This window comes from Ferrimonas sp. YFM, from assembly GCF_030296015.1.
Taxonomy (GTDB): domain Bacteria; phylum Pseudomonadota; class Gammaproteobacteria; order Enterobacterales; family Shewanellaceae; genus Ferrimonas.
In genome coordinates this window covers 3,447,802-3,469,853 of sequence record NZ_AP027368.1, presented here as the reverse complement: position 1 = coordinate 3,469,853, position 22,052 = coordinate 3,447,802, and the positions used below count along the sequence as shown (strand labels likewise).

Sequence of the window (22,052 nt, the reverse complement as noted above, 5' to 3'; positions counted from 1 at the left end):
CTCACTGAATCGAATGTTGTGTGGAGTTGATTATGCCCATTGCGCTGTTTGCACTGACCCTCAGTGCCTTTGCCATCGGCACTACCGAGTTTGTGATTGTCGGACTGGTGCCCACCGTTGCCCAGGATCTGGGCGTGTCCTTGCCTTCCGCTGGCCTGCTGGTCAGCCTCTATGCCCTGGGGGTGGCGGTTGGGGCTCCGGTGCTCACCGCGCTGACCCAGAAGTGGAACCGTAAGAGCTTGCTGCTCAGCCTGATGGCTCTGTTTACTGTGGGCAACCTGGTTGCCTGGCAGTCTCCGGGTTATGAAACCCTGATTGTGGCCCGAGCGCTCACCGGCCTGGCCCACGGGGTGTTCTTCTCCATAGGGTCCACCATTGCCACCAGCCTGGTGCCCAAGGAGAAGGAAGCCAGTGCCATCGCCATCATGTTCACCGGTCTGACCGTGGCTCTAGTGACTGGTGTGCCCCTGGGTACCTACATCGGCCAGGAGTGGGGCTGGCGCGCCACTTTCCTGGTGGTGGCCGCTTTGGGTGTAGTTGCTTTGATTGGCAGTGCGGCTCTGGTGCCCAATAGCCTGAAGCAGAGTAAGGCGGCGCCTATTTCGGCTCAGCTTAAAGTATTGACCGAGCCGCGCCTGATTCTGGTGTATCTGATCACTGCCATCGGTTACGGCGGTAACTTCGTGCTGTTCACCTTCCTCACCCCCATCCTGGAGGAGGTGACTCAGGTGCCCAGCGCCTGGGTGGCCCCGATGATGCTGCTCTACGGCGTGTCTGTGGCCTTCGGTAACATCTGGGGCGGTAAGCTGGCGGACAAGAAAGGCCCGATCCCTGCCCTGACCGTGATGTTCATCGGCCTGGCCACCGTGCTGCTTATCTTCAGTCAGACCGCCTATCATCCGGTGGCCATAGCCATCACCATCTTGGTGTGGGGTGCCTTCGCCTTCGGTAACGTGCCTGGCCTGCAGGTGTACGTGGTGCAACTGGCTCAGCGATTCCGCCCTGATGCGGTGGATGTGGCATCTGGCCTGAATATCGCCGCCTTTAACCTGGGCATCGCCTTCGGTGCCTGGGCAGGGGGGCTGATTGTGGACAATGGCAGCCTGATGGACACCCCTTGGGTGGGTGCGGCCATTGTCATGATTGCCTTGGCACTGACCCGATTTAGCGGTTATCTGGACAGCAGAGAGGAGAGGGCCCTATGCCGGGCCGCGTAGCCATCTGGGTCTGAACAGCCGAAGAAAAAAGCCCGCTGTCCGCGGGCTTTTCTGTATCAGTCGTAGATGGTGGGAATCGGCTGGCGCTTGTGCTGGGTGGACTTGTAGATGCCGATGATGCGGGCTTCCACCTCTGGGGACACCTGTTTGCCCTCGAGGAAGTCGTCAATCTGGTCATAGGTCAGTCCCAGGGCCACTTCATCTTCCAGGCCGGGGCGGTCGCACTCCAGATCCGCGGTGGGTGCCTTGACCACCAGACGTTCCGGGGCTCCCAGATAGGTGGCCATCTGCCTCACCTGGCGTTTGTTCAGGCCAAAGATCGGCACCAGATCGCAGGCGCCATCGCCGTGCTTGGTGTAGAAGCCGGTGACGTTCTCGGCGCTGTGATCGGTGCCGGCCACCAGGCCGCCTACCAGGCCGGCAATTTCGTACTGGGCCACCATGCGCATCCGGGCTTTGACGTTGCCCTTGGCGAAGTCCACCTTGTCTTCACTGGGCAGATCGATGCCGGCAGCGGTCACGGCGGCCAGGGTCTCGGCGTGAATGCCGTCGGCACCGGCCTTGATGTTCACCTCTACCTGTTTGCTGGGCTGGATAAAGCGGCAGGCCATCTGCGCCTCATCTTCATCTTTCTGCACGTCGTAGGGCAGACGTACGGCGATGAAGCGATACTCTGGCGTTTCCTTACCCTCGTTGAGGCCATCGACAGCCAGCTGACACAGGCGACCGGTGACGCTGGAGTCCACGCCGCCGCTGATCCCGAGAACGATGTTCTTACATCCTGATTCCCTGAGTTTCCCCTGGATAAAGGCGACTCGGCGCTGAACCTCAAACTCAGGTTCGATGGCCGCAAGTACTTTCATCTCTCGTAGGATCTGTCCTTTCACTGTGTGCTCCGTTGGCAGGCTGGTAGTAGCTAGATAATTTAACATTGCCACCCTGGGGGTGAAAGGTCGGTGCTGCAGTAAGTGGGGGATTTAACCAGGAAGTTGAACGCGGCTCTGTTACCCGCCGTTCAAAGGCGGATTCTTGGGCGTTGTTGCGCATTTTTGAGGTGGTGCAATGTGATGCTGGTCACAAAAGTGGGTGGTGGCACATCAGGAAAATTGATGCGCCTTATCAAGGGTTTTACTGGGTTATCGGGCGCTGGGCAGGCGCGAGAGCAGCTGTTTGGCCTCATGACGGATGCACTCACGGACCGGATTGTCTGCGGAGTCGGCACGCCAGACGAAGGAGAGCGTTCGGGTCATGTCCAGTCCGGGGACCTCCAGCGCCACCAGTTCGCCGCTCTCCAGCTGGGCCGCCACATCCAGATAGGGCAGGCAGCTGAGGTAGTAGCCCTTGGTGACCATGGTGCGAAGAACGGGTACATGCTCATACTCTCGCCACACATCCAGCTCTGAGACCAGGCCATGGATGGCGCTGTCGAAGATGCGCCGGGTGCCGGCCCCCTGTTCCCGCAGGACCCACTTGGCCTGCTCCAGCTGGGCGGCGCTGATCTGCTTCTGGCGGGCGAAGGGGTGGTGCTTGGCGGCAATGATCACCAGGTGATCGTCGCACCACACCTCGTGACAGATGCGGCTGTCGTCGCAGCGCCCCTCGATGATGCCAATGTCGTACTGGTAACTGAGGACGCCTTCGATCACCTTCTGGGTGTTGTGTACCGTCAGTTCGATGCGGATCTCGGGGAAGTCGCCGTCGATGCGGCTGATGAGCTCTGGGACCAGGTGTTCCGCGGCGGTCTGACTGGCGCCGAGCTGGATCTCGCCGCTGATCAGATGCTGGTCATAGAGGCCCAGCTCAATCTGGCGGGCATCGTGCAGCAGCTGCTTGGCCCGCGGGCGCAACCAGTTGCCCCAGTGGCTGAGGACCATGCGTTTGCCCTGGCGCTCAAACAGCGGCCTTCCCAAGGACTTCTCAAGCTGAGACAGGGACATGCTGGTGGCCGACTGAGTCAAAGAGAGGGTCTGAGCGGCCTTACTGACACTGCCGAAATCGGCAACGGCATTGAATACCGCCAGCTGCTTGAGAGAGAAACGCACCTTGATGGCTCCGGTTCGAAGTTAATCCAGTTCTGCAAGCATTGAACCACAGTTAACTGGCTTTATAAATTTCACTGAATAAAACTGGAGGGCACATCAATAAATTCCTCCACATGAGAGCCAATATGTGGGAAAACAAGAGTTAATAGAAAGAGATTTGTCGTAAAGGATGCGGCGTCCTAGCTGAAAGTTGCGGCGCCGCCTGCAACAGGAGGTGCCCTATGCCCCAATCTCTGACTGTCGCCAACGTCATGCACGAACCTGAAGTCGTGCTTCACCCCGATACCGATGCCGGCGAGGCCCTGGATAAACTGATGGAGGCCCGCCTCGGCGCGGCGCCCGTCATCGATGCCCATGGCCGTCTGGTGGGGGTGCTCAGCGAGCATGATCTCTTGCTGGACCTCTGGCTCCACGATTACCAGCCTGAGCAGTGTGCTCAGGTGTGCGAGCTGATGCAGCGCAAGGTGACCGTGCTGACCCCCAAAGATGATCTGCTGGCCCTGGCAGAACGCATCTGCGTGGATCCCAACACCCTCTACCCCATCGATGGCAACGGCAGCGCCGTGACCCTGAGCAATATGCCTATGAAGGAGCGGGCCCGGGAGGGCCGTTCCTGGCATCCGCGTCATTTTCCCGTGGTGGATAACGGCCATCTGGTGGGCATGGTGAGCCGCCGGGATCTGGTGGGAGCGTTGCGCCACCTCTATCGCAGTGTGGCTCATTAACTACGGTCAGGTCTCTATGCTGAGTACCTGATACGCCGGGGTTTCATAGGGATGGGCCCGCTTCAGTGCCGAGATCACCTCGGTCTGCAGCGACGCCTGAAACACCAGTTCCACCTTGTACTCCACCTCCCGGTGAACCTGCTCGCCGCTGTGTACATAAGGGTCGGCCCCCTCCAGGGGCCGGAACTGGCCCATGCCACTGGTGTACCAGCAGCAGCTGTCGTAGTTGCCTATGCGTCCGGCTCCAGCATGAAACAGTGCCTCCAGCACCGATTCAAGGTGGGGCTTGGGAACGTAAAACTCCAGTTTCTTCATTGTCTTTCTCGCTTGGGGTTATCTTGTTACTTTAGCGTAAAGCATACGCCTAGGGGGCAGCGAGATGTCGGGTATGACGGTGAGAATTGTGGCGACCTTCATCGGTGGCTATCTGATAGTCGCTGGGTTGCTGGTGGCCTTTGGCACCTCCTCGGTAACTGACTCCGAAGCAGAGACCCTGCATTTCGATGAGCTCAGGCTGGATTATGGGGGCTTGCCTCAACTGCAGCACTATAACGCCAGAGACGGAAGCAGTTTGAGCTACCGTCACTACCCAGCAGACTCCGACCTGGTACTGGTGCTGTTGCACGGCTCAGGCTGGCACAGTCGCTACCTCTATCCCATGGCCCGTCATCTGAGTGACAGCGGCACCGCCCAGGTGGTGACGCCGGACCTTCGCGGCCATGGAGAGCGCCCCAAGCGCCGTGGAGACATCGATTATGTGGATCAGCTGGAGGATGATCTGGCGGATCTGCTGGCGGAGATCCGCACACGTCAGCCAGAGGCCAGAATCGTGCTCGGAGGACACTCCTCGGGCGGCGGCCTGGCGATTCGCTTCGCCGGAAGCCAGTATGGCAATCAGGTGGACGGCTATCTGCTATTGGCGCCCTTTTTAAGGTACGACGCACCGACGGTTCGGCCCAACTCCGGGGGCTGGGCCCAACCCTATACCCTGAGAATTGTCGGCCTGAGCATGCTGGAGAAAATTGGACTAGACAGGTTTTCTCATCTGCCGGCCATCGCGTTTGATTTGCCAGAGCCCTACCGTGATGGCACTGAAACCCTGACCTACTCCTACCGGCTGATGACCGGCTTTGCCCCAAGAGATTATCGCAAGGATCTGGCCGCCATCAGTCAGCCGACGCTGCTGCTGGCAGGCAGTGAAGATGAAGCCTTCGTGGCCGAGCAGTTTCAGCCCACACTTGAGCCCCTGGTCGACGCGGACATTGAGGTGTTGCCTGGCCTCAGTCACATGGGGGTGGTGGTGTCCGAGGATGTTCGGCCCGTGGTGGATGCCTGGCTCAGAGAGTTTTTGACGCCTTAGTCGTTTACCAATATTGCTCTGTACTGACGGTCGTCTCTGCTCGTTCTAGTGGCGGCCGCTGTTCTCTCCAGGATGGGCTTCTGAGCGCTGTTTATGCTGGGTGCCTTGACCTTTATGGTGTCCGGGAGCCTGATTTTTTTCTGTGCATTACCAGAGGGGCCTTTACTGAAGCCTGGGGGCCGTGGTTGAGATTTGGCCTGTCCACGGCCTCTCTATCCTCAGGCGAGGTTCGCGGCACGGATACAAAAAAGGGCTGTGTCCTAAGTAACTGTTGAACCCCACCCAACAGCTTCGAACAGGCACTGCTCAGAGCTGGGTCGGTACTTATGCCGGTCCAGCATTCTGTGCCAGCCCAAGTAGTTTCCTAAATACTTGGTCGCCACCCCTCTAAACCTTGATATCCACCCTTTCAACCGGCTGTCGTAGGCGTTTACGTTCTGGATGTGGAAGGGACCTCGCCTGCGCGGGCCTGATGCCTTGATAGGCTCGTGTCTGATTCTCTTTGATTTTGCGTAAGACAGATAAACGCCAGCACGGTCAGTACACAGACAGGCATCCTTGTCCAGAATCGAGTCCAAAGCCGTCGTGACATGTGCTGCATCCAGTTTTTTCAGCATGTAGTCCGCCGTCTTACCCGACCTATCGCGCACTATTAGGACCGATACCTGGTCTTCACTACCACCGCCTTTGGTCTTGCTGACACCACCACGCTGACGCGCTGGCCAGGGAGGTTGCGTTGCCCTTTGTACGATTTCAAAAAGAAGGTTTCATCGGCTTCAACAATGCCGTGCTCCTTTTCAGGGCGCATGTCAGCTATCAATTTCAGAAATCGATGTCGCCACAAAAACGCAGTGTTTTTATTAACTTGGCATTGGGCTGCAGCTCGGCGAACGGTCAAGCCATCGTTTAAGCAAAGTGCGTACTCCAACCAGCGTTCGCGCATGCGCAATCGTGCCAATGGTGTGCCAGTCAATGGGTTAGAGGTTTTGCCACAGGCACGGCACCGAAATCGAGGCAGACCATGGCTTGAGCCCCAAGGGCGTAGAGCTTCCTCGTGGCAATGTGGACAGTCTTTAGGATGGTTTTCAATGAGTAGCGCCACGACGGCAGGAGCATCGAAGCGCACATGAGTAAGGAGCTGTTCTCGTTGACTGGGCGTAAGCTCAGGCAGGGAACGCAGGATACGGGCAAAAGCTGAACTATCCATAACGGGCCCTCTCTATCAAAGAGTTACCCTAATTATAGAACCTCAACAATTAACGCAGACACAGCCCAAAAAAGGGGAGGCATGAGCCTCCCCTTTGCTTATGCAAGGATGAAGATTAACTGGTGTACATCTGGCCGGCGTACACCACGAAGTGACGCAGGGCGAGCACACCGATGATGGTGCAGCTGGCGACGGTCACCAGGAAGGGCTTGCTGTGCTTCCAGGACTTGGGCGCAAACACGCTGGAGAGCACTGGAACACCCAGACCGACGCCGACCACTCCCACCCAGAACACCTGGGCCCAGGTGCCGTCGCTGATGGCGGCCAGGGCAGCCTGAGCGGCGGGGCCGGAGAAGTTCAGGCCGACGAACAGCAGCACCAGCAGCATCGCCTCGTTGAAGGCCACCGGGTACTCGATGCGGTGTACCTGCTCGATGCAGTCGGAGGACTTCTTGCTGAAGAACAGGGTGGCCACCAGAATGTTACCCGCAGAGCCTACGCTCAGAGAGGAGGCGAGGAACAGACCGGGCAGCACCGCGGTGTTCAGGATGGGGTAGCTGATCAGGGCCGACAGCAGGAATCCGGTGTAGACACCGACGCCGATGGCCAAAGCGAAGATCAGCTTGTTCAGGCCACCTTCGATGGCTCGAAATACACCCATGATCCCCTTCAGCGATGGCATGGCCGACACCAGGGACTTCTCAAACACCAGGGCAGAGTAGATGAACACCAGAGGGATGTAAGCCAGCAGCAGCAGCACACCCCAGGCCATCACCGAAGTGAGGTTGTAGTTCAGCAGGATGATGTAGAACTCCCAGGGCTTGGTCAGATCAAGCACCAGCAGTCCCATACCCGCCACGATGGCCAGCGGACCGATGACCGCAGAGGCCTTGATCACCGGCAAACCCTCTACCGGCAGGCCGCGGCTCTGCTTGTACCAGCGCAGGCCGATGGCTACCAGCATGGAGCCAGCGGAGAGGCCGGCCATAAACAGGTAGACCGCGATGATCCAGTTCCACACTACCGGATCGTATTGTTCCATGGATCCCCAGAGTACATTCATGCGTTGATCCCTCCCTTCTTGCCGGGAATGCGGTACACACGGGGCTTGGTACCCAGGTGGACCTTGTCTTGATAGTTAGGCTGGGTGTCCAGCAGACGGCTCACTTCACTGCTTGGATCGGCGGCGTCGCCGAATACCAGAGCATCGGTGGGACAGACGGTGACACAGGCAGGCTGCTCGCCCCGTGACAGGCGGGTGTCCTTACAGAAGTTGCACTTGTCCGGCACCCGGGTTTCCGGGTTGATGAAGCGCACCTTGTAGGGGCAGGCGGCGATGCAGTACTGACAGCCAACGCACTTCTTGTCGTTGATGGTGATGATGCCATCGTCGCCTACGTAGGCGGCGCCGGTGGGGCACACCTTGACGCAGGGGGCGTCTTCACACTGCTGGCAGGAGACGCGGTGGTATTTGAATGCCAGGTTGGGGAAGTTGCCCACCGGGCCTTCGATGCGCACCTGCAGCCGGGTCACCGAGTCTGGGATGCTGTTCTCACTGCGGCAGGCCACGTTGCAGGCCTGGCAGCCGATGCACTTGTTTTCATCGTGCACCATTACATAACGTTTTTTCATGACCATCTCCGATTAGATCTTTTCCACTTTGACCCCGGTGGTGTGCAGGTTCATACCCACAACCGGAGAGGTTACGTGAGGCAGCAAGTTGCCGCAGTGGACGCCCTTGCCATAGGCTCGTGCCAGCTCTTTGTTCTTGGAGCCAAAGCCCATGTAGGCAAACACGGTGTCGGGGCGAATGCCCGGGGTGACCAGGGCGGTGCCCTCTTCGCTGCCGATGTCGTTGTGCAGGCGGATGGCGTCGCCACTCTTGATCCCCAGCAGGCCGGCGGTCAGCGGGTGAATCCACACGGCGTTGTCGGACATCAGGTTGGCCAGATAGGGCACGTTATGGGTGGCACCATTGGTGTGGATGGCGGTCTTGCCCTGGATGAAGAACAGCTCGTCGGCCTTCTTCAGGTTCACTTCGCGGTACTTGATGACACCACGACCCGGGGCCATCTCTTCCACCTTGGCGGAGGTCAGCTCAATCTTGCCGCTGGGGGTCTTGAACTTCATGGCGCTGGCGTAGGTGCCATCGGCGTCCAGGGGACGGGCGGTGTCGTACTGGGCGGCGAAGTTGGCCACCATCTCCGGCTCGCGCAACATCAGAGGCTTGCCGAAACTGACGTAGCCCTCCTGTTTGATGCGATTGAGCAGCTTGGCGTCCTTCTTCACCTGCAGCAGTTGCAGGGTTTCGATGTTGTCCCAAGGGAAGTACTGGCCCAGGCCCAGGGCGTCGGCGACCTGTTTCCAGATCAGCCAGGAGGGGCGGGTATCGCCAATGGTCTCAACCACGGGCTGGCGCACGTAGTAGGCCGGGTTCTTACCGGACTTGTCGAAGATCTCCTCGGAGCGTTCCAGGTAGGTGGACTCAGGCAGGATCACGTCGGCGTAGGCCGCGGTTTCGCTGACGTAGACGTCACAGCAGACGATGAAGTCCATGGCGTTCATCGCTTTGACCACCCGGGCACGGTCGGTCATGGTCTGCATGGGGTTGGTGCGGCTCATCACCCAGCCACGGGTCTTGTAGGGCACACCGTCCAGGGCGGAGTCGAGGATGCTCTGGTAGATGCCGCCGTTGGACCACAGCATGGCGAACTGCTTGTCCACCATGTCGATGCGCTTGGCGGTAGGCTTGGGCACGTCCACTTTGGGCTTGGCCAGGCCGGGAGTGACATCGGCGCCGGCGAATTTGTTGTAGGTTTTGGCCTTCTTACCGGCGTAGATGCCGCCTTTACGCTCGATGTTGCCGATGAGCACGTTGGCGGCGAAGATGGCCCGGCGCAGCTCGAACTCTTCGGTGGTGAAGGTGGCGCGGTGGCCGAAGTCCACAACCGCATGAGGCGCGGCGGCGGCGTATTCGTGGGCGATGCGGCGGATATCTTCGGCGGGCACATCACTGATGGACTCGGCCCACTCAGGGGTGTAGGCAGCCATCTCTTTGGCAAACTCTTCGAAGCCCACCACGTGGCGCTCGATGAAGGCCTTGTCGTAGAGGTTGTCCTTGATCAGCACATGACACAGGGCCAGAGCCACGGTGACGTCGGTGCCAGGCTTGATGGCGTGCCACTCGTCGCCCTTGTCGGCAACCACGGAGAAGCGAGGTTCGAACACCACCAGCTTGGCGCCACGGTCCGCCTGGGCCTTCATCATGCCGCGGGTCTCGGACATGTTGATCCCTTCGTAGATGTTGTGGCCAAAGTTGATGATGTACTTGGAGTTGCCCAGATCCCGCTTCAGCTTGGTGCCGAAGATGGCAAAGGCGGCAATCTTGTAGGCGGTGGGACAGGTGGTGCCATGGTTGAAGGTGTTGGGGCTGCCAAACGCCTTGGCCAGGTGGAACAGGTGCTTATGGTTGGAGCCTGACTTGGAGGAGAAGGAAACACATTCCGGACCGTACTTCTCCTTGAGGGCGCCAAGTTTCTCGCCAATCAGGGCGTAGGCCTCATCCCACTCGATCTCTTTCCATTTCCCTTCACCGCGTTCACCGACGCGCTTCAGAGGCTTCACCAGGCGCTGTTTGTCATACAGCAGGCTGTGGCCGGCGCCACCACGGGCACAGACGGCGCCGCCAAAGGATTTGGCGTTGGCGTTGCCCAGGATGGAGACGTTCTTGCCATTGACGATGCGGGCGGAGATAGGGCAGCGGGTGGAGCACATCTCACAGATGCTCTTCACCTCAATTGCTGATCCCTTGAGCTCGGTCTGCTCAAGGGCGCCCAGGGTGCCCGGCAGCAGACTGGCCAGAGCACAACCTGCGGTGCTTGCCCCGGCCCCTTTCATAAAGGTTCGCCGATCGAGTTTCATCATGATTCCCCTTTTGGATTTTGATGGGTCTTCCCGCTCACCGGGTGCGGCGGTCAGCGGGAGGGATACTCAGTTGTCAGGGTCAGTGTCGGACGGGGAGGCAAGGGTCGGTATTGTGGTAAACCACATATCACTCTGATGGGTTAACACTTTGTGATCCCTTTCGCAGTTCGATTTTTGAGCGATTGGGGTTTTGAGGTTTGTCTATTGTGGTAAACCACAAAATATTGGCGGGGCAGATAAGAGAATGATTCTTGATACAAAAAAGCGCCCGACTGGGCGCTTTTCGAGAGAGGGGTCTTAGCCCTGGTTCTTCATGTAGCCGTCGAAGTTTTCGATGTAGTCCTTCATGTTGGCTTCCAGCATCTTGCGATACTCGTCGATGTAGTACTCCATCATCTCCTCTTTGCGAACGATCATCTCCTCGGCGCTGTTGAAGCCGGAAGCGCCGAACCAGGCGTTGTAACGGGCCAGGGCCCACATGAAGGAGGCGCTTACTTCGCCAGCCTGTACCTGGGGATCCTTGTTGTGGTCATTCGCCAGGTGGATATGGGCGTTGGCGCGGTCGAAAAACGCCTTGTTGGAATCGGACATGGGACTCTCTTCTCTGTGGTGTTGAAGCTACCAAGCTAGCAGCTTTGTCCCCGGTGTGCCGGGGACAGGATTAAAGTTGTGATCAGGCTTCATTGGCTCTGGTCAGAGTGATTTCGGCAGTGCAACCGCCACCATCCTCATTGTTGCGAATGGAGAAGCTTCCATCCTGGGCTTTAACCAGGTCACTGCAGATGGCCAGACCCAGGCCAAGGCCTTCGCTCTTGGTGGTGGTGAAGGTGGCCATCATGGTCTGGGGGTCGTCGGCAAAGCCTGGCCCGTTGTCTATGACCTTTAAATGAACCCGTTGTTCATCGAACCACAGCTCGATAAGGATCTCTGCCTGGTGGCCACTGAGCTCGGACATGGCATCGACGCTGTTTTTCAGCAGGTTGATCAGCACCTGCTGCATGCCGACCCTGTCCGCCATGGCGAAGTAGGGCTCGCCTTTGACCTGGGTGCGAATCTGTACCCTGTGGCGCTCCAACTCCAGCTTCATCAGTGACAGCCCTTCATCCACCAGGGTCAGCAGATTGACCCGCTCGAGCACCGTCTCGCGGCGCTTGAGCAGGCCACGAATCCGCTGCACTACAGACGCGGCTCGCTGGGATTGCTGATTGATTTTATCCAGCAGCGCCAGCATTTCGGTATCCGGCTGGGTCTGGCTGCGCAGACGCACCAGCCCGCCTTCGCTGTAGTTGTTGATGGCGGCGATGGGCTGATTGATCTCATGGGCCAGGCCTGCGCCGATCTCCCCTATCACCGCGGCACTGTGCAGCCGCTCCAGCTGCACCGCTTTGCGCTTAAGCTCCCGCTCGGTCTCCACCAGGGTGTCGCTCTTCTGGCGGAACTTAAACTCAATCCAGAAGTGGTACAGGGTGGCGATGACAAACAGCATGGCGATGACCACGCCCCATTTGCGGTTGGCTTCCATCCACTCCAGCAGCAGATCCCATTTGCTCATCTCCTGTTTCTGGTAATGCAGGTTGGAGAACAGCTGAATCACCTTGAGCTGGCTGATGGGGGCGGTCCAGCCCTGAGTTCCCGCCTCAATGGCCGCGGGGTGCTCCGGGGTCAGTTCAAACAGGGCGCGGGTGATCTGTTTGGTGAGGTTGTAGCTCACCTCTTCACTGGCGGCGAAAGACCAGTTGGGGTAGAGCTGGGTGCTCACCTGACAGTCGTAGCCAGCGGGGCGGCTGGGGTTGATCACCCTAAAGTCTTCGGCGCGGATCACCCCTTTTTCCACCATCTCCTCCAAAGTGCAGAAGGGGGTGATGGCGGCGTCGATGTTGCGGTCCCGAACCTGGAAGATCAGTGGCCCCAGGGGGAAGCCAAGGAAATGGACCTCTTTGAAGAACTCCTCGGGCGTCATGCCCAGTTTCTGCATCAGGCCGACGGTGGCCTGGTAGCCACCCAGGGCGTGACGGCCACTGGCGGCGACCACCTTGCCCTTGAGGTCATACAGGGTCCGGTAGTCGCTGTCGGCTCTGACTATGATGGTGGAGCCGATGGCGTAGGTGGCGCCATTGTGTTTGCGTGAGCGCATGGTCGCCAGCCAGGAGAGGGGAAACTGGTTGGAGAGGTAGAGGTATTGGCCGGGGTTGGTGACGATAAACTCAATCTCGCCGGCTTCGAGGGCGGCGTTGAGCTCCTCGAAGGAGCCGGGGCGCACGCTGAAGCGTGCACCGTCCACCTTGTCGGTGAGGTAGTCCATCATCGGCTGCCAGCGCTTTTCTGCCTGCAGGTAGCCCCAGTTGGCCAGGACACCGACCTTCAGGTGTTGTTCGGTCTCCTCGGCCGCCCGAAGGGAGCCGGGCAACAGCAGTAGCAGACTCAGTAGCCCAATCCATAAGGTGGCAATGCGCACGGCTTGATCCAAAATCAATTTCATGTTGGTTTTAACATAAGCCAGTCGGCGCCGGATTCAATGTGAAGCGATTCAAAGTTAGGGACTTTGCTATCGCTTATTGGTCGGATCTGAGATATCACTCTATGAGAAAAGGCTAATTCGAGGAAAGAGTATGACCCAGAGTCAGGGAGAGATGGTCTACCTGGTGGACGACGACGAGGCGATCCTCGATTCGTTGACCTTCCTGATGGAGGGCTATGGCCTGAAGGTCAATGCCTTCAGTGGTGGTGGCGCCTTTCTTGAGGCGGTGGACCTCAGTCAGCCCGGGTGCGTCATCCTCGACAGCCGCATGCCTGAGCTGACCGGCCAGGAGCTGCATCAGAAGCTCAATGACGCCAACAGTCCCTTGGCGGTGATCTTCCTCACCGGCCATGGGGATGTGCCCATGGCGGTGGAAGCGCTGAAAAACGGGGCCTTCGATTTCTTCCAGAAGCCGGTCCAGGGCAAAGAGCTGTTTGAGGCGGTACAGCGAGGGCTGACCCACAGCGACAAGCTTCACCACGATCTGACTCAACTGGCCCTGCTCCAGGATCTTACCGAGCGGGAACAGCAGGTGTTCCGCCTGGTGATCAACGGTTACACCAACAAGCAGATGGCGGACACCCTGTTTGTGTCGGTGCGCACCATCGAAGTGCATCGCTCCAACGTGATGAAGAAGCTCCAGGCCAGCAATATGGCCGGTCTGCTGAAGTACTCTTCCCTGCTGGACTCTCTGGATCAGATGGCGTAGTCGCTGCGCCTGACGTCGTCCCAGTCGTCGATGCGGTGCTCATCCAGAAAGTCGATGAGCGCCCGGATGCGTCTGGCTTTCTGACTGTTCTGAGGAAAGTAGAGGTGCAGTCCTGAGCGCTCTACCCAGTGCTCCTCCAGAATGGGGATGAACTCGCCACTGTCCAGCTCCCGGAAGATGTGGGGTTCGAGCAGACGTCCCATGCCACACCCTTTGCGGGCAATGTCCAGCATCACATCGGTGTTGTTCACCACCGCCGCCTGACCGACCTCGACCTGAGACTCCCGCCCCTGCTCCTGCAGCACCATGGGCATCACCTGATTTGAACTGATGAATCGGTACTGTATCAGCCGGTGGGCGGCCAGCTCTGCCGGCGTCTTGGGTATGCCACAGCGGTCGATGTAGGCCTGGGTGGCGAACAGGGCCACCCTGACCGGCGGAGTCAGGCGGCGTGCCACCATCCCTTCGTCCACCGAGTCCCCGAGGCGAATGCCGGCATCGAAGCCGTCGGTAATGATGTTGACGGTGGCGTCGTTGATGGAGATCTCTAGATCGATCTCCGGATAGGCGCAGCGAAAGGGCCCGTAGACCTTTCGAAAGAACAGATCGTAGGCGGCCTTGGGCAGAGTCAGTCGTACCCGGCCTGCGGGCACCTTACCCAGATCCTTGACCCCCTCCACCGCCTGGCCCAGGGCCGACAGGGCAGGATTGGCTTCTGAGTACAGCTTGCGCCCCGCTTCAGTCAGCTCGATGGAGCGGGTGGTGCGGTTGAACAGGGGCAGGCCTACCCGTTCCTCCAACCCTTTTAATGCCTGGCTGACGGATGGGGGGGAGACATGCAGGCGGCGGGCGGCACCGCGCAGGCTGCCTTCATCGGCGATGGCAAAAAAAACTTCCAGCTGACCAAAGATGGAACGGCTCATGGTGGCACTCCTGTATATTGAGTGCCTATGATGCATTGTTAGCTTTTGCTTATCAATATGGTTAAAAGGAGCGAATTCACTTCGTGAAGTATCGAAAGGTAAACTTCGTGCCACACTTGAGGTGAAGCGTCGCCGAAGTGATTTGTCATTCAACGTCATTTAACCTTTGTCCCTCTACTCGCCCGGGTGGAGGGTCCTTTTTACCTACAGTGTTAAGCGTTTCTAATTTGGCTTGTTAGTTGTTTTTTCTTTGGTTCTTTCCTGAACGGATTTGGCCTATTGATAAGGATTTCTTACTAATGAGTTAGGCGTGTCGCTTCTACTGCTTTTCCTGCCGCATCTCTATCATCGCTCCACCAACCCGGATTCCGTTCGGGGACTCAAATAATCAACTGGAGAATGTCGATGCGATATACCCCTCTTGCCGCCATGGTGCTGGTGGCTGCCCTGGCCGGTTGCCAGAGCGAGCCGGAACAGCAGGCCAATACTGCCCCGGCGCCTCAGCCGGTGGACGTGGCTACCGTTGTGCGCGCTCAGATTTCCGACTGGCGTCAATTCACGACCCGACTGGAAGCCCCCGAGCAGGTGGAGGTGCGTCCCAGAGTCAGCGGTGTCATCGAGAGTATTGAATTTGCCGAAGGCGGTCAGGTGAAGGCGGGCGATCTGCTGGTTCGCCTGGATGCCCGTCCTTTCCAGGCTGAAGTCGATCGCCTCGAGGCGGAGCTCAGCCGCGCCCGCGCCGCGCTGAAACAGGCGCGCTCCGAGGCGCGCCGCGCCAAACAACTGGTGGCCAACAAGGCGATCTCCACGGAGCAGGCAGAAGCGCGGGAGTTCCTGGCGCAGCAGCGCCAGGCCGAGGCTGGCGCCATCAACGCCGCCCTGGAAGCGGCCCGCCTGAATCTGACCTTTACCGAAGTACGTGCCCCCATTGATGGCCGTCTCTCCCGAGCCTATATCACTGCAGGCAACACGGTAGCCGCAGGTCAGTCGGTGGTCACCAGCCTGATGTCCACCGATAGGGTGTACGCCTACTTCGACGTGGATGAGCGCAGCTGGAATCGCCAGTTTGCCGCCCTGGAGCATCGCAAAGGGGTGGCCGTCCAGGCCCAACTGACCGGTGAGGATGGCTTTGTCCACGCAGGTCTATTGGATTTTGTCGACAATACGGTGAACCCCACCACCGGCACTCTGCGGGTGCGGGCGGTGTTTGACGCCGACAGCGCCGAGCTGCGTCCCGGTGCCTTTGCCCGGGTGAGATTGTCTGCGGCAGCGCCCCAGGAGCGACTGATGGTGCCGGATCGCGCCGTGGGCACGGATCTCAAGAGCCGATTCGTCCTGGTGGTGGATGACAGCAATGTCCTTCAGTACCGCGCCGTCTCTCTGGGCGACCGCATGGGTGCCCTGAGGGTGATCACCGACGGACTACTGCCTGGCGACCGCATCGCAGTCAATGGCCCGGCGCGCGTTGGCCCCGGCATGACGGTCACCCCCAACACCGTGGTGCTACGGCCTGTCGCCGGCAGCGAACAGACTGCGGCAACCGAGGCTGCCCGTCAGGGTGAGGGCGACTCCTGATGAACATCAGCAAGTTTTTCATTCACAGACCCATCTTTGCCACGGTTCTGTCATTGATCATTCTGCTGGTGGGGAGCATCTCCCTGTTCCAGCTGCCCATCAGTGAGTATCCAGAGGTGGTGCCTCCTACTGTGGTGGTGGGGGCCAGCTACCCGGGCGCCAACCCCGAGACCATTGGTGAAACCGTGGCGACCCCGCTGGAGCAGGAGATCAACGGGGTGGAGAACATGCTCTACATGTCCTCCCAGGCCACCGCCGACGGTCGCCTGACCCTCACCGTCACCTTTGCCTTGGGCACTGACGTAGACCGGGCCCAGGTTCAGGTGCAAAACAGGGTGAATGCCGCCCTGCCGCGATTGCCGGAAGAGGTGCAGCGTCTCGGAGTGGTCGCCCAGAAGGCGTCTCCGGACCTGACCATGGTGGTGCACATCTACTCGCCGGACAACAGCCGGGAGATCAGCTACCTGGCCAACTACGCCGACATGAACATCAAGGACCAGATCGCCCGCCTGCCCGGTGTGGGTCAGGTGCAACTCTATGGTGGCGATAAGTACTCCATGCGTCTGTGGCTCAACCCGGACGAGATGGCCGCCCGCGGCCTGACTCCGGATGAGGTGGTGGCAGCAGTACAGAGTCAGAACCGGCAGGTGGCTGCGGGCTCACTGGGTGCTCAGCCAACCCTGCTGGAGAGCCAGTTCCAGGTGCTGCTCAACGTCAAGGGACGCCTCTCCAGCGTCGAGGAGTTTGAGAACATCGTGGTCAAAGTGGGCGATCAGGGTGCGGTGACCTATCTGAAGGACGTGGCCAAGGTGGAACTGGGTGAGAAAAGCTACGCCCTGCGCGCCATGCTCGATGGCAAGACCGCCGTGGCCATGCCAATCAACCAGCGCCCCGGTGCCAATGCCTTGGAACTGTCTGATCAGGTGCGCAGCCTGATGGCGGAGTTATCCCAGGACTTTCCCCAGGGGATGACCTACGGCATCTTCTACGACCCGACCCAGTTTGTGCGCAGCTCCATCGATGCGGTGATCCACACCCTGCTGGAAGCGGTGGCTCTGGTGGTGATCGTAGTGATCCTGTTCCTGCAGACCTGGCGGGCTTCCATCATTCCTCTGGTGGCCCTGCCGGTGTCCCTGGTGGGGACCTTTGGCGCCATGTACCTACTGGGACTGTCCATCAATACCCTGTCGCTGTTCGGCCTGGTGCTGGCCATCGGCATCGTGGTGGATGACGCCATCGTGGTGGTGGAGAACGTGGAGCGCAACATCGGCAACGGCCTGTCGCCCGTGGACGCCACCGTCAAGGCGATGTCCGAGGTGACCGGCCCCATCATCGCCATCACCCTGGTGCTGTGTGCGGTGTTTATTCCCACTGCCTTCATTACCGGTCTGTCCGGCCAGTTCTACAAGCAGTTTGCCCTGACCATCACCATCTCCACCCTGATCTCGGCCTTCTGCTCTTTGACTCTGTCACCGGCCATGTCTGCGCTGCTGCTCAAGTCTCACGACGCCAAGCCAGACATGCTGACCCGGGTGATGAACCGCCTGCTGGCCAAGCCGGTGTTTGGCCCTTTCAATCGCATGTTCGATAAGGTGGCCAGCGGCTATCAGGGCGTGGTGAAACGGGTGATTCGCATGTCGCTGATCAGCGGAGCCCTCTACCTGCTACTGGTGGGGATGACCGGCAAGGTGTTTACCATGGTGCCCGGCGGTTTCGTGCCCATCCAGGATAAGCAGTACCTGGTGGCCGTGGCCCAGTTGCCCGATGCGGCCAGTCTGGATCGCACCGAAGAGGTGATCCGCGAGATGGAGGAGATCGCCCTGGCGACGCCTGGCGTGGCGCACACCATCTCCTTCCCCGGCCTGTCGGTGAACGGCTTTACCAATGCCACCAATGCCGGCATCGTGTTTGCCACTTTGGATGACTTTGCCGACCGTAATGACCCGCGTCTGTCTGGACCGGCGATCACCGCCGAGCTCAACCGTCGCTACAGCGGCATCGACGAAGCCTTTGTGGGGATCTTCCCGCCACCGCCCATCATGGGGCTGGGCACCACCGGCGGTTTTAAATTGCAGATTGAAGACAGGCGCAGCCTGGGCTTCGACGCCCTGTTCAATACACTGCAGGCAACCCTGGCCAAGGCACAGCAGCAGCCTGAACTGATGGGACTGTTCTCCAGTTTCCGTATCCAGGTGCCGCAGATGAACATCGAGATCGACCGCGAGCAGGCGCTGCTTCAGGGCGTGCCCCTGCAGCAGGTGTTCGGTGCCCTGCAGACCTATCTGGGCTCCCGCTACATCAACGACTTCAACGCTTTTGGCCGCACCTACCAGGTGAATGCCCAGGCGGCGGCGGAGTTCCGCCTGGACCCTGAGCAGATCCTGAATCTCAAGGTGCGCAACAACCTGGGCGAGATGGTGCCTCTTGGGGCGATGATTCGGGTGGTGCCCACCATGGGTCCCGATCGGGTGATGCACTACAACGGCTACCCCACCGCCGAGCTTAACGGCAGCCCTGCGCCGGGCTACAGCTCGGATCAGGCCCGGGATGCCATCGAGCGGGTACTGGGAGAAACCCTGCCTTCCGGGATGACCTTCGAGTGGACCGAGGTGACCTACCAGCAGATCCTGGCTGGCAACACCATGCTCTATGTGTTCCCTCTGGTGGTGATCCTGGTGTTCCTGGTGTTGGCGGCCACCTATGAGAGCTGGTCTTTGCCCATGGCGATCATCCTGATTGTGCCCATGACCCTGCTCTCCGCCCTGGGCGGCGTCTGGCTGGTGGGAGGGGACAACAACATCTTCACCCGCATCGCCCTGATCGTTCTGGTCGCCCTGGCATCGAAGAACGCCATCCTGATGGTGGAGTTTGCCCGTGAGAGGCAGATGGCCGGGGTAGGGCGGCTGGACGCGATTCTGGAAGCGTGCCGACTGAGGTTCCGCCCCATCCTGATGACCTCCATCGCCTTCACCGCCGGGGTGATCCCCCTGGCCCTGGCCACAGGTGCAGGCGCCGAGATGCGCCAGGCCATGGGGGTGGCGGTGTTCTACGGCATGATCGGGGTGACCCTGTTCGGCCTGCTGTTTACGCCCCTGTTCTACATGATAATGACCCGGAAATCCGGGAAGGAGCCTGCCTTAGACTGAGTTTCTTGACCCTGACTTTGACGAAAGAAAACACCGCCATTGGGCGGTGTTTTCGTATCTGGCATGAGGTTTTTTAATGTCTAAGCGTTAGTTCCGACCTGTACAGAAAAGATAAACCCGCCCTAGAAACTCTTCTTTTCGAATCGGTAGCCCCCCAGGGCGGCGCCCCACAGCTGTTGTCCCTTGTCATCGTACCCCTTGGTCCAGCGGATGATGCGGTCCGAGTAGATCTCCAGGTCGGTTTGGGCATAGCTGGCGCCATACATCCGGTTGGTGCAGGTGCCGGAATTGGTGCGCCCCTTGTATCCCAGAGTCTTGGGGTCATAGCTCAGCTCAACATTGCAGCCGGGTTTGGGTAGTAGCTGCTCTGGGGATAGCGATTTCAGGGGGGCTCTCGAATGCCAGGCGCCGGCAAAGTGCCGGGGCGTGGGTAACTCGTACAGGTGGAGCAGAACGCCTGAGGGGGCGGTCTCCAGGCGCAGCACCCGTTGACGGAAGGGGCGTTCAGGTCGTTTTGAGGAGGCGTGTTCCGAGTAGAACCAGGGGCCGTCGCTGCGCTCCGTCCAGATGGGGACGATATGCAGATTGAGGTTGAAGTAGTTGCGAAGCTCCTTTGACTGGGTCTCGCTGCTGTAACTGCCTGACATCCACTGAGCCAATTGATCTTTGGCGTCAATGGCCTGAGCCGGTTGAGTCAGGTGAAACAGCAGAAACAGTGTAGTCAGTAGCCTCATAGCCATCCAACAGAGTCGCTTCGGATTGAAAGGGAATTGTTGCATAGATGCGACAACATTAAGAGAGCTTGAGAGGCCCTGGATGTATTTTTTGAGTTTTGGCGCACAGAACCCGGCGATTAGAAAAAGAAAATCCCCTGTGCCGCTAAGCAACAAGGGATTGCCGGTGTATGCAGTCGGCCGGTGGATGATAAGTTGGCCTACGACATAGGATGGTGGTCGGCAAAGTGCCGGGGCATCAGGCTCACTGACTTCCATCGCCCCTGGGAGAGTCATTCGATGGGCTCAGGCATGAAATTCCTGGTCCAAAACAGACGCCCATAATCGTTGGAAACAGACAACGACAACAGGATAGTAACAAAACAAAATGGCCAAAATTGGTCAGTTTCTGTTCTTGTGAGGCGCGTTCTTGCATTCGCGGGGTTGGGGTGATGTCGCTCACGCGGAGCGACAGAATTGCGGGGTTGGATGGGTCAATTTCGCTTAACTTGCCTCTTTAGCGGTTTCACAGCTGATGTTTCCGGTCATCAAGGCGGCTCGTGCCTTATCGTATCCCCAGTTGAAGACGATGGCGTAGACCAGGAAGAACAGGATAAAGCCGATGTCCAGCAGCAGCACTTCCCACAGGCTCTTGGACAGTGCCCACATCAGTACCGGCAGGGTCAGGGGCAGCAGGCCGAGCTCAAATCCGAACCCATGACCCAGGCGAACCAGAGCGGAGCGGCTGTTTCGGTCCTCACCGAACATCTTGTCGAACATCAGGTTGTAGGCGTAGTTCCATCCCATGGCGATCAGCGACAGGGCGATGGAGATGCCGGCAATGGTGTGGGTTTCCACCTGCATGAACAGCGGCACCAGACCGACAATGATCGCCAGGGCAAAGGCTTCGAACAGCAGGGTATGGAGGATGCGCTCTTTGGTAGACATATTGGGCTCCTGAAATTGGGTGATGGCGCCCATTCTATTTTTTATTATGATAGTTGAAAGTTAGAAGTTATCGGTTTTTTAGATATGTATACCTTGGAGCAGTTACGCATGTTTGTGGCCGCGGTGGAGCAGGGCTCTTTCTCTGCTGCCGCGCGTAAGTTGGGGAAGGCGCAATCTGTGGTCAGCCAGGGAATCGCCAACCTGGAGATCGACCTGAACCTTACCCTGTTCGATCGCAGCGGCCGCTCGCCGGTGCTGACGGACCAGGGACTGACACTGTTCGAGCAGGCACAGGTGATGATGTTGCATCATCAGAGGTTTCAAAGCAGTGCCCAGAGTTTGAGTCTGGGCGAGGAGAGCCAACTGGTGATTGCCCTGGACGAGGTGTTGATGGTGCCAGGCTTGGAATCGGTGCTCTCTAGTTTCTCTGAGCACTTCCCCTCAACTTTACTGGAATTTCTTACGGTGGCCAGCCCGGACGTGGCTGATATGGTTGGTAGCGGCAGGGCGCATTTGGGGCTGATGTTCTCTCAAATACCCTACCCAACGGAGCTGGATGCCAGCTATGTTGGCAGTCTGCCCTTTGTCGCTGTTGTGGCCCCCTCTCACCCTTTGACTGGCGAGAGCCCTTTGACTCTGGACAGGCTAAGTGCCCATCGCCAAATCCTGGTCAGGGGGACTGGGGGCGAACAGGCGGGGGGCTTTCCGGCCATTACGTCCAACAGCTGGGGCACCAACAGCTTCTATATGGTGGCAGAGTTGGCCAGTCGAGGCTTTGGTTGGGGTTACATTCCCCAGCACCTGACGCAGGATCCGGTGCTAGGCCACAGACTGTCGGTGGTTGAGCCTGAATTTGATACTCAAACCTGGCAGATGCCCGTGGACCTGGTGACTCGCCCGGGAGCGGAAAGCGGCCCAGCCCTGAACTGGCTGAAGCAGGCCCTTAAAAGACTATTGGTCGACTAGGGGAGGGATTGCCCTGCCCGCCAGCCAGGAAGTGTCGCTGCCAATTGACAGATATGGATATCGGCTTTTGGGGTAAGAA

General features: G+C 59.0%; 18 protein-coding genes and 1 pseudogene. 7 read left to right on the top strand and 12 right to left on the bottom strand.

Annotated elements, in window-relative coordinates; all coding sequences use genetic code 11:
* Positions 1-32: 32 nt before the first annotated feature.
* The gene (locus QUE41_RS16065; protein ID WP_286340009.1) at positions 33-1,217 is read left to right on the top strand and encodes an MFS transporter; all 1,185 of its coding nucleotides are present in this window, start codon (positions 33-35) and stop codon (positions 1,215-1,217) included.
* A gap of 56 nt (positions 1,218-1,273) precedes the next feature.
* Here the strand turns inward: QUE41_RS16065 and nadE are convergent, their stop codons facing one another.
* Together nadE and QUE41_RS16055 are read right to left on the bottom strand one after the other, a co-directional pair.
* Entirely contained in the window at positions 1,274-2,104 is an 831-nt protein-coding gene (gene nadE, locus QUE41_RS16060) for an NAD(+) synthase (RefSeq protein WP_286340008.1), read from the bottom strand.
* A gap of 249 nt (positions 2,105-2,353) precedes the next feature.
* Positions 2,354-3,259 (bottom strand): LysR substrate-binding domain-containing protein, encoded by a 906-nt coding sequence (locus QUE41_RS16055; RefSeq protein ID WP_028109482.1) that lies wholly within the window; start codon positions 3,257-3,259, stop codon positions 2,354-2,356.
* Positions 3,260-3,480: 221 nt separating this feature from the next.
* Between QUE41_RS16055 and QUE41_RS16050 the strand changes: the two genes are divergently transcribed.
* Entirely contained in the window at positions 3,481-3,984 is a 504-nt protein-coding gene (locus tag QUE41_RS16050; protein WP_286340007.1) for a CBS domain-containing protein, read from the top strand.
* Between the two features lie 6 nt (positions 3,985-3,990).
* On the opposite strand, the gene QUE41_RS16045 is transcribed toward QUE41_RS16050, so the two are convergent.
* A complete protein-coding gene (locus tag QUE41_RS16045; RefSeq protein WP_286340006.1) occupies positions 3,991-4,299 on the bottom strand; it encodes a YqfO family protein in 309 nt (102 codons plus the stop codon).
* Positions 4,300-4,372: 73 nt separating this feature from the next.
* On the opposite strand from QUE41_RS16045, the gene QUE41_RS16040 reads away from it, so the two are divergent.
* Positions 4,373-5,344 carry an alpha/beta hydrolase gene (locus QUE41_RS16040; protein WP_286340005.1) on the top strand — a complete coding sequence of 324 codons (972 nt, stop codon included), beginning with the start codon at positions 4,373-4,375 and terminating at the stop codon, positions 5,342-5,344.
* A 260-nt stretch (positions 5,345-5,604) separates the two neighbouring features.
* On the opposite strand, the pseudogene QUE41_RS16035 reads toward QUE41_RS16040, so the two are convergent.
* The 6 genes and pseudogenes from QUE41_RS16035 to QUE41_RS16010 form a co-directional block, all read right to left on the bottom strand.
* Positions 5,605-6,551: pseudogene (locus QUE41_RS16035) on the bottom strand (IS1595 family transposase).
* 115 nt (positions 6,552-6,666) lie between these two features.
* Positions 6,667-7,614 carry an NrfD/PsrC family molybdoenzyme membrane anchor subunit gene (gene nrfD / locus QUE41_RS16030; RefSeq protein WP_286340004.1) on the bottom strand — a complete coding sequence of 316 codons (948 nt, stop codon included), beginning with the start codon at positions 7,612-7,614 and terminating at the stop codon, positions 6,667-6,669.
* A complete protein-coding gene (locus QUE41_RS16025) occupies positions 7,611-8,183 on the bottom strand; it encodes a 4Fe-4S dicluster domain-containing protein (RefSeq protein WP_286340003.1) in 573 nt (190 codons plus the stop codon). The genes nrfD and QUE41_RS16025 overlap by 4 nt, the downstream gene beginning before the upstream one ends.
* A gap of 12 nt (positions 8,184-8,195) precedes the next feature.
* Positions 8,196-10,475 carry a thiosulfate reductase PhsA gene (phsA, locus tag QUE41_RS16020; protein WP_286340002.1) on the bottom strand — a complete coding sequence of 760 codons (2,280 nt, stop codon included), beginning with the start codon at positions 10,473-10,475 and terminating at the stop codon, positions 8,196-8,198.
* A gap of 297 nt (positions 10,476-10,772) precedes the next feature.
* On the bottom strand, positions 10,773-11,066 hold the full coding sequence (locus QUE41_RS16015; RefSeq protein ID WP_286340001.1) for a DUF3144 domain-containing protein: 294 nt from the start codon (positions 11,064-11,066) through the stop codon (positions 10,773-10,775).
* 82 nt (positions 11,067-11,148) lie between these two features.
* Entirely contained in the window at positions 11,149-12,954 is a 1,806-nt protein-coding gene (locus QUE41_RS16010; RefSeq protein ID WP_502875905.1) for a sensor histidine kinase, read from the bottom strand.
* Between the two features lie 130 nt (positions 12,955-13,084).
* On the opposite strand from QUE41_RS16010, the gene QUE41_RS16005 reads away from it, so the two are divergent.
* Positions 13,085-13,702, top strand: coding sequence for a response regulator transcription factor (locus QUE41_RS16005; protein ID WP_286339999.1), 618 nt, complete (start codon positions 13,085-13,087; stop codon positions 13,700-13,702).
* Here the strand turns inward: QUE41_RS16005 and QUE41_RS16000 are convergent.
* Complete coding sequence (locus tag QUE41_RS16000) at positions 13,690-14,625, bottom strand: LysR family transcriptional regulator (RefSeq protein WP_286339998.1); 936 nt, start codon at positions 14,623-14,625, stop codon at positions 13,690-13,692. The genes QUE41_RS16005 and QUE41_RS16000 overlap by 13 nt on opposite strands.
* 405 nt (positions 14,626-15,030) lie before the next feature.
* On the opposite strand from QUE41_RS16000, the gene QUE41_RS15995 reads away from it, so the two are divergent.
* The gene (locus QUE41_RS15995; protein WP_286339997.1) at positions 15,031-16,200 is read left to right on the top strand and encodes an efflux RND transporter periplasmic adaptor subunit; all 1,170 of its coding nucleotides are present in this window, start codon (positions 15,031-15,033) and stop codon (positions 16,198-16,200) included.
* On the top strand, positions 16,200-19,346 hold the full coding sequence (locus QUE41_RS15990) for an efflux RND transporter permease subunit (RefSeq protein ID WP_286339996.1): 3,147 nt from the start codon (positions 16,200-16,202) through the stop codon (positions 19,344-19,346). Before QUE41_RS15995 ends, QUE41_RS15990 begins: the two co-directional genes overlap by 1 nt.
* A 122-nt stretch (positions 19,347-19,468) precedes the next feature.
* Here QUE41_RS15990 and QUE41_RS15985 read toward each other — a convergent pair whose 3' ends face one another.
* Together QUE41_RS15985 and QUE41_RS15980 are read right to left on the bottom strand one after the other, a co-directional pair.
* Positions 19,469-20,080 (bottom strand): chromophore lyase CpcT/CpeT, encoded by a 612-nt coding sequence (locus QUE41_RS15985; protein WP_286339995.1) that lies wholly within the window; start codon positions 20,078-20,080, stop codon positions 19,469-19,471.
* 483 nt (positions 20,081-20,563) lie between these two features.
* Positions 20,564-21,007, bottom strand: coding sequence for a PACE efflux transporter (locus QUE41_RS15980; protein WP_286339994.1), 444 nt, complete (start codon positions 21,005-21,007; stop codon positions 20,564-20,566).
* 84 nt (positions 21,008-21,091) lie between these two features.
* Here QUE41_RS15980 and QUE41_RS15975 point away from each other — a divergent pair, with 84 nt between their 5' ends.
* Positions 21,092-21,973: a LysR family transcriptional regulator gene (locus QUE41_RS15975; RefSeq protein WP_286339993.1), complete on the top strand. Its 882-nt coding sequence runs from the start codon at positions 21,092-21,094 to the stop codon at positions 21,971-21,973.
* Positions 21,974-22,052 lie beyond the last annotated feature (79 nt).